Source organism: Streptomyces sp. NPDC050997 (assembly GCF_040660135.1).
Taxonomy (GTDB): domain Bacteria; phylum Actinomycetota; class Actinomycetes; order Streptomycetales; family Streptomycetaceae; genus Streptomyces.
In genome coordinates, this window is record NZ_JBFAGK010000026.1 from 117333 (window position 1) to 123609 (window position 6277).

Below are 6277 nucleotides of genomic sequence, written 5' to 3' on the forward strand. Positions count from 1 at the left end.
GGTAGTTTCAAGGTATGAAGGCCGCACTGTCGACACGAGGCCCGACCCGGTTGCTGCTCGCACCGGCGCTCGTCGCCCTGGCCCTTCTGACGGGCCTGGCGGCGGGCGCCCCGAGCGCCGGCGCGGCCCAGCGCGCCACGGCGGCGACGAGCGTGACGGCGGCGACGAGCGCCACCACGGCCACGCGTGTCACCACCGCCACAAGTGTCTCGGCCGTCGCCGAGGCCCTGCGTGAGAGCCCGGTCTATGTCGACCCGGCCGCGCGTGCACAGCTCTCGGCCGCCGAGGCCGACACCTTGGCCCGGCAGATCAAGGACGCCGACAAGCCCCTGTTCGTCGCCGTGCTGCCGGCCGGCTACCCGACCCGGGACCTCTTCACCGACCTGCGCACCGCCACCGGGGTCACCGGTCTGTACGCGATCCGTCTCGGCACCGGCTTCGACGCCCGGGCGGACGCCGCGGTGATGCCCCGGACGGCCGTACGGAACCTCGTGACCAGCGTCAGGGGCGAGAGCGACACCCAGACCCAGCTCGACGACTTCACCGACCGGGCCCTCACCAACATGGCCGGCTCGGCGCCCTCCACCTGGGGTTCCTCCGACGGCGGCGGCGGGGTGTCCACCGCCGCGCTGATCACCGTCGGCGCGGTGCTGGTGGCGGGCGGCGCGGGCGCCTACACGGTGGTCCGGCGCAACCGGCGGCGTCACGAGGAGGAGCAGCGGGCCGCGCTGGAGAAGCTGCGGGTCGTCGTCGACGAGGACATCACCGCGTTCGGCGAGGAACTGGACCGCCTCGACTTCCATCCGGCTGAGGCGGGCGCGGACGACTCCATGCGCGCGGACTACGAGCGGGCGCTGGACGCCTACGACCGGGCCAAGTCGACCATGGCTCAGGCCGGGAAGCCGGAGGACGTGCGGGCCGTCACCGAGGCCCTGGCGGACGGCCGCTTCTCGCTCGCCGCACTGGCCGCCCGCCGCGAGAGCCGGCCGCTACCCGACCGCCGACCGCCCTGCTTCTTCGATCCGCGGCACGGTCTGTCGGTGGCCGACGCGAGCTGGACGCCCCCGGGCGGCGCGACCCGCGAGGTCCCCGTCTGCGCGGCCGACCGGACCCGGCTGGCCGACGGCCGCGATCCGGTGGTCCGCGAGGTCGACACCGAGTACGGCCGCCGCCCGTACTGGGAGGCGGGTCCCGCCTACGGCCCCTGGGCGGGCGGCTACTTCGGCGGCGGCATCCTGCCGGGCCTGCTCGTCGGCACCCTGCTCGGCAGCATGATGGCCACCCCGGCGTACGCGGCCGACTACGGCTCCGGATACGGCGACTTCGGCGGTTACGAGGGCGGCGACGTGTCCGGCGCGGACTTCAACGCGGACGACTTCGGCGGCGGCTTCGGCGGGGGAGGGGACTTCGGCGGCGGCGACTTCGGCGGAGGCGGGGACTTCGGCGGCGGGTTCTGACGCCCGGACCAGGGTGAACGGGGCGGGCTGAAGGGGGGCGGGCTGAAGGGTCGGGTGCGGGCCCGGCGCGTCATGGCGCGCCGGGCCCGTGGACGTCGTACGAGAGCGGGGACGCGTCAGAGCGTGGACGCGGCCGAGGCGATGGCGGAGGCGAAGGTGGAGACCTCGGTGTAGACGCCGGGGGCGTTCGGCCGGGCGCAGCCCTCGCCCCAGCTGACGATGCCGACCTGGATCCAGGCGTTGGCGGAGTCCCGGCGGAACATCGGGCCGCCGGAGTCGCCCTGGCAGGTGTCGACGCCGCCCGCGGCGAAGCCGGCGCAGATCTCCTCGCCGGCGACCAGGCCGCTGTAGCTGCCGCCGTACCCCTTGCAGGTGGCGTCGCTGATGAACGGCACCGTGGCCTTGAGCAGGTACCGCTGCTGGGCGCCGCCCTCGCTGGCCGATCCCCATCCTGCGACGGTGAAGTCGCCGGTGTTGTACTGCGTGGTGGTGGCGATCTTCAGCGTGGGCAGGTTGATCGGCTGGGCGAGCTTGATGAGCGCCCAGTCCTTGCCGGTGCCGTTGTAGCCGGGAGCCTGGAGGACCCTGGTCGACTTGACCTGGACCCGACCAGTGGTGGACTGCAGGTCGACGACTCCGGCGGTGGCGGTGATGCTGGTGTTGGCGCCGGAGCCGCTCACACAGTGCGCGGCCGTGAGCACTATCTGCTGGGTGTAGAGCGCGCCGCCACAGCCCATCGAGAGCCGGACCATGAACGGGAACTCGCCCTGCGTGGCGCGGGTGCCGCCGACGACGGGCGAGGGGGCGGCCTGCGCGGCCGAGACGGGCTGAAGACTGGCGACCGCGAGGGCGACGGCGCCGACGGCCGCGCATCTCTTGAGGGCCGTGAGGAGTCTCTTCAAGGTGGTGCCCTTCCGTGGGGGGTTGAGCTGCGGACCGGTGCGTCCGCAACACAGAATTGGCGTGCACATGTCATAGCAGACAGCAAAAACGCCCAATTACTGGCATGGGCAGGACAATTTCTGCTGCTGGATTATGAGAACGCTGTGAGCACTCACACAAGGGGCCTGATCCGGCCACCGCTGTCCGGATCGGCCGGGCCCGTGGTCGGCAAAGCCCGTCGCCCACCCGGTGACGGGCGGGCGACGGGCTCATGGGGCGGCGTGGCCGCCGAACGTACCGCCGTGGCGACTCAGGCGTTCCTGATCGCCGAGATGTCGAAGTTCAGCTTGATCTTGTCGGAGACCAGCACCCCGCCCGTCTCCAGCGCGGCGTTCCAGGTCAGGCCCCACTCGGAGCGCAGGATCTCCGACTTGCCCTCGAAGCCGACGCGCTCGTTGCCGAACGGGTCCGTCGCGGCGCCGTTGAACTCCAGGTCGATGGTGAGCGGCCTGGTGACGCCGAGGATCTCCAGGTCACCGGTGATGCGGTAGTCGTCGCCGCCCAGGGCTTCGGCCGAGGTGGAGCGGAAGGTCATGGTGGGGAACTCGTCGGTCTTGAAGAAGTCCGAGCTCTTGAGGTGTCCGTCGCGGTCCGCGGAACCCGTGTCGATGCTCGCCATCGTGACGTCGAGGGACGCGGTGGACGCGGACGGGGTGCCGCCGTCCAGGTGCAGCGAGCCGCTGAAGTCGAGGAACTTGCCCTTGACGTTCGTGACCATGGCGTGCCGGGCCACGAAGCCGAGGGTGGAGTGGGCCGGGTCGATCGTGTAGTCGCCGGTCAGTGCGGCCAGGGCCGGGTTCACGGCGGCGGGCGCCGCGGTGGTCGTGTCGGCGGTGTCCTTGCGGCCGAAGATGCTCATGCTCTGCTCCCTTGGGTGGAGGATGTTCAACGTTCAACGAAACCAACAGGGACGACCGTAGACCTATTCCGTCCGCGCTTCAATGTGTTCCGCGAAGTGTTGGCGTGCCGAAGTGTTGGCGTGCCGGGGTCGAGGTGATAGAGGACGGGGCATGACTCCCCAGCGTCGGGTCCCCGTTTCCACGCGGCCCACTCGCAGAGCCCTCCTGCTCACGGCCGCCCTCATGGCGACGACCGCCGCGGCGACCCCCGGCTCACGGCCCGGGGGCGACCCGGCCGACCCCGACGACGACCCCTACACGGCCCTGCGCCGCCGCTGGCTCGACATCGCCCTCGGCGCCGGCTTCGACCCCGCCGCCGAGCCGTACGCCTCCCGCCTGGCCGAGACCGGCGTGCTCGCCCGCGGCTTCCGCGCCACCATGGCCCCCACCGCCACCTCCCTGTGGCCGGGCCGGCCCTACGACCCGCCCGCCGGCATCACCCAGAGCTACGGCCGGCTGTGGACCATGGCCCAGGCATACGTCCGCGAGGGCACCGGCGCGACCGGCGACGAGGGGCTCCTCACCGACGTGCTCCGGGGCCTCGACCATCTCTCCGCCACCGTCTACAATCCCTCCACCACCCGCTACGGCAACTGGTGGGAATGGCAGATCGGCAGCCCCCGCCTGCTCATGGACATCACGGCCGTCCTGTACGACCACCTCACCGACGACCGGCGACAAGCCGCCTGCGCCGCGATCGACCACTTCATTCCCGACGCGCTGCTGACCGACTACTCCGGCACCTCCACCGGCGCCAACCGCGTGGACCTGTGCCGGTCCGTCGCCCTGCGCGGCATCCTGGGCCGCGACCCCACCAGGATCGCCCTCGCCCGGGACGCGCTCTCGCCGGTCTTCCCGTACGTCACCCAGGGGGACGGCCTCTACGCGGACGGCTCGTTCGTCCAGCACACCTGGGTCGCCTACTCGGGGACGTACGGCCAGGTCATGCTCGACGGACTCGGCCGCCTCTTCGCCCTGCTGGCCGGTTCCGCGTGGGAGGTGACCGACCCCGGCCGGCAGATCATCCTGGACAGCGTCGAGCACGCCTACGCCCCGCTGATCCACGACGGGTTGGTGATGGACGCCGTCAACGGCCGTGCCATCAGCCGGGGTTACCTCTTGAGCGACGACCGCCACGTCATGCGCAGCGACCACTACCACGGACAGGGCCTCATCGCCGCCATCGCCCTGCTCGCCGCCGGCGCGAGTCCCGCGGAGCGCGATCGCTGGTACGCCCGCGTCAAGGGCTGGATCGAACGGGACACGGTGACACCGGTCCTGACGGCGCCTCAGTACGATGTGGCCGACCTGGCCCGACTGCACTCGGTGGTCGACTCCTCGGTGCCGGCCGCCCCCGAACCCGTCGGCCACCGGCTCTTCCCCGCGATGGACCGGGCGGTCCACCGCCGTCCCGCCTTCACCGCGAGCATCGCCATGGCGAGCGACCGCATCGCGTCCTACGAGTGCGGCAACGGCGAGAACCCGCGCGGCTGGCACACGGGCGCCGGGATGCTCTCCTGGTGGCCGACGGGCCGGGGCGGCCGGGCCGATCAATACACGGACTGGTACTGGCCCACCGTCGACTGGTATCGCCTCCCCGGTACCACCGTCTCCACCAAACGGCTCCCCGACCGCGCCGGTGGCGAGTGGGGCGCGCCCAAGCCGGACGTCCGCTGGGTCGGCGGCACCACCGACGGCGAGTACGCGGCGATCGGCCAGCACGTGAAGGGGCTGGACTCCACCCTCCAGGCCCGCAAGTCCTGGTTCTGTGTCGCGGACGCGGTGATCTGCCTCGGGGCGGGCATCACCTGCGCCGACGGCGTCCCGGTCGAGACGGTCGTCGACAACCGCAACCTGGGGGAGGACGGCACGGCGTCCTTCGTACGCGGCCACGGCTGGGCCCACCTGGAGGGCCACGGCGGCTGGGTGATCCGCGGGGACGGTCTGCGGACGCTCCGTGAGGACCGCACCGGTTCCTGGTCCGACATCAACACCACCAGCACGGCCGAGCGCCGCACCCGCCGCTGGCAGACCCTCTGGCTGGACCACGGCACCGACCCGACGGACGCCACGTACGTCTACGTCCTGCTCCCCGGAGCCTCCCGCCGTACGGTCGCGGCCCGCGCCGCCGACCGGCACTGGCTGTCGGTCCTCGCCAACGACGCCGCCTGCCAGGCGGTCCGCGTCCCCTCCCTGGGCCTCACCGCCGCCAACTTCTGGCGGTCCGGTACGGCGGGCGGGCTGACCGCGTCCGCCGGCGCGAGCGTGCTGCTCCGGCGCCGCGGGCGTACCGTCACTCTCCGCGTGAGCGAGCCGCCCCGAACGGGCGAGCCCCTGGAGATCACCTGGGAGCACCCGGTGCGCGAGGTGATCCGGGCGGACGACACGGTCGAGGTGCTCTCGACAGACCGCCGACTGGACCTCCGTGTCACTCCGGGGAGGGCATCTGCCACACATGAATGTGAGGTGACTCTCAGCTGACGACTTTGTGCAACCTCTACAAGCTGAACGCCCCCTGAGCAGTCCGAAGGGGTGTATGCCGCCGAGGTTCTGTTCAGTGGTACCAGGAAAACGGTCCGGAGACTGTACGGAGTCGACGGCGAGCTTTTCGCGGTCTGCTTCGTATGGTCGCTACATGACCGTTTTGGATGAGGCGCCGGGTGAGTCGACGGGTGAGCCGACGGACGCGCGGGGACGAGTGGCCGAGCTGCACGAGATCCGTGCGCGGGCGCTGGCCGGCCCGAGCGAGAAGGCCACCGAGGCGCAGCACGCCAAGGGCAAGTTGACCGCGCGGGAGCGCATCGAGCTGCTCGTGGACCCGGGTTCCTTCCGGGAGGTCGAGCAGCTGCGCCGGCACCGGGCGACCGGGTTCGGCCTGGAGACGAAGAAGCCGTACTCGGACGGTGTGATCACCGGCTGGGGCACGGTGGAGGGCCGTACGGTCTTCGTCTACGCCCATGACTTCCGTATCTTCGGCGG

At 71.7% G+C, this 6277-nt stretch carries 5 protein-coding genes; 3 read left to right on the forward strand and 2 right to left on the reverse strand.

Features of this window, described 5'->3' with window-relative positions:
• Positions 1-14 precede the first annotated feature (14 nt).
• Entirely contained in the window at positions 15-1457 is a 1443-nt protein-coding gene (locus AB0H86_RS38480; RefSeq protein WP_362449762.1) for a hypothetical protein, read from the forward strand.
• A 116-nt stretch (positions 1458-1573) separates the two neighbouring features.
• Here AB0H86_RS38480 and AB0H86_RS38485 read toward each other — a convergent pair whose 3' ends face one another.
• Positions 1574-2359 carry a serine protease gene (locus AB0H86_RS38485; protein ID WP_362449763.1) on the reverse strand — a complete coding sequence of 262 codons (786 nt, stop codon included), beginning with the start codon at positions 2357-2359 and terminating at the stop codon, positions 1574-1576.
• A 290-nt stretch (positions 2360-2649) separates the two neighbouring features.
• Positions 2650-3258: a YceI family protein gene (locus tag AB0H86_RS38490; protein WP_362449765.1), complete on the reverse strand. Its 609-nt coding sequence runs from the start codon at positions 3256-3258 to the stop codon at positions 2650-2652.
• 151 nt (positions 3259-3409) lie between these two features.
• Here AB0H86_RS38490 and AB0H86_RS38495 point away from each other — a divergent pair, with 151 nt between their 5' ends.
• Positions 3410-5779, forward strand: a complete 2370-nt coding sequence (locus AB0H86_RS38495; RefSeq protein WP_362449767.1) for a polysaccharide lyase 8 family protein — start codon at positions 3410-3412, stop codon at positions 5777-5779.
• Positions 5780-5933: 154 nt separating this feature from the next.
• The coding region (locus tag AB0H86_RS38500) for a carboxyl transferase domain-containing protein (protein ID WP_362449769.1) at positions 5934-6277 on the forward strand (344 nt) is incomplete at its 3' end.

Bases quoted from the DNA above. Each gene is read 5' to 3' on its own strand.
- AB0H86_RS38495 (WP_362449767.1), top strand. From the start codon at position 3,410: ATGACTCCCCAGCGTCGGGTCCCCGTTTCCACGCGGCCCACTCGCAGA.
- AB0H86_RS38490 (WP_362449765.1), bottom strand. From the start codon at position 3,258: ATGAGCATCTTCGGCCGCAAGGACACCGCCGACACGACCACCGCGGCG.
- AB0H86_RS38480 (WP_362449762.1), top strand. From the start codon at position 15: ATGAAGGCCGCACTGTCGACACGAGGCCCGACCCGGTTGCTGCTCGCA.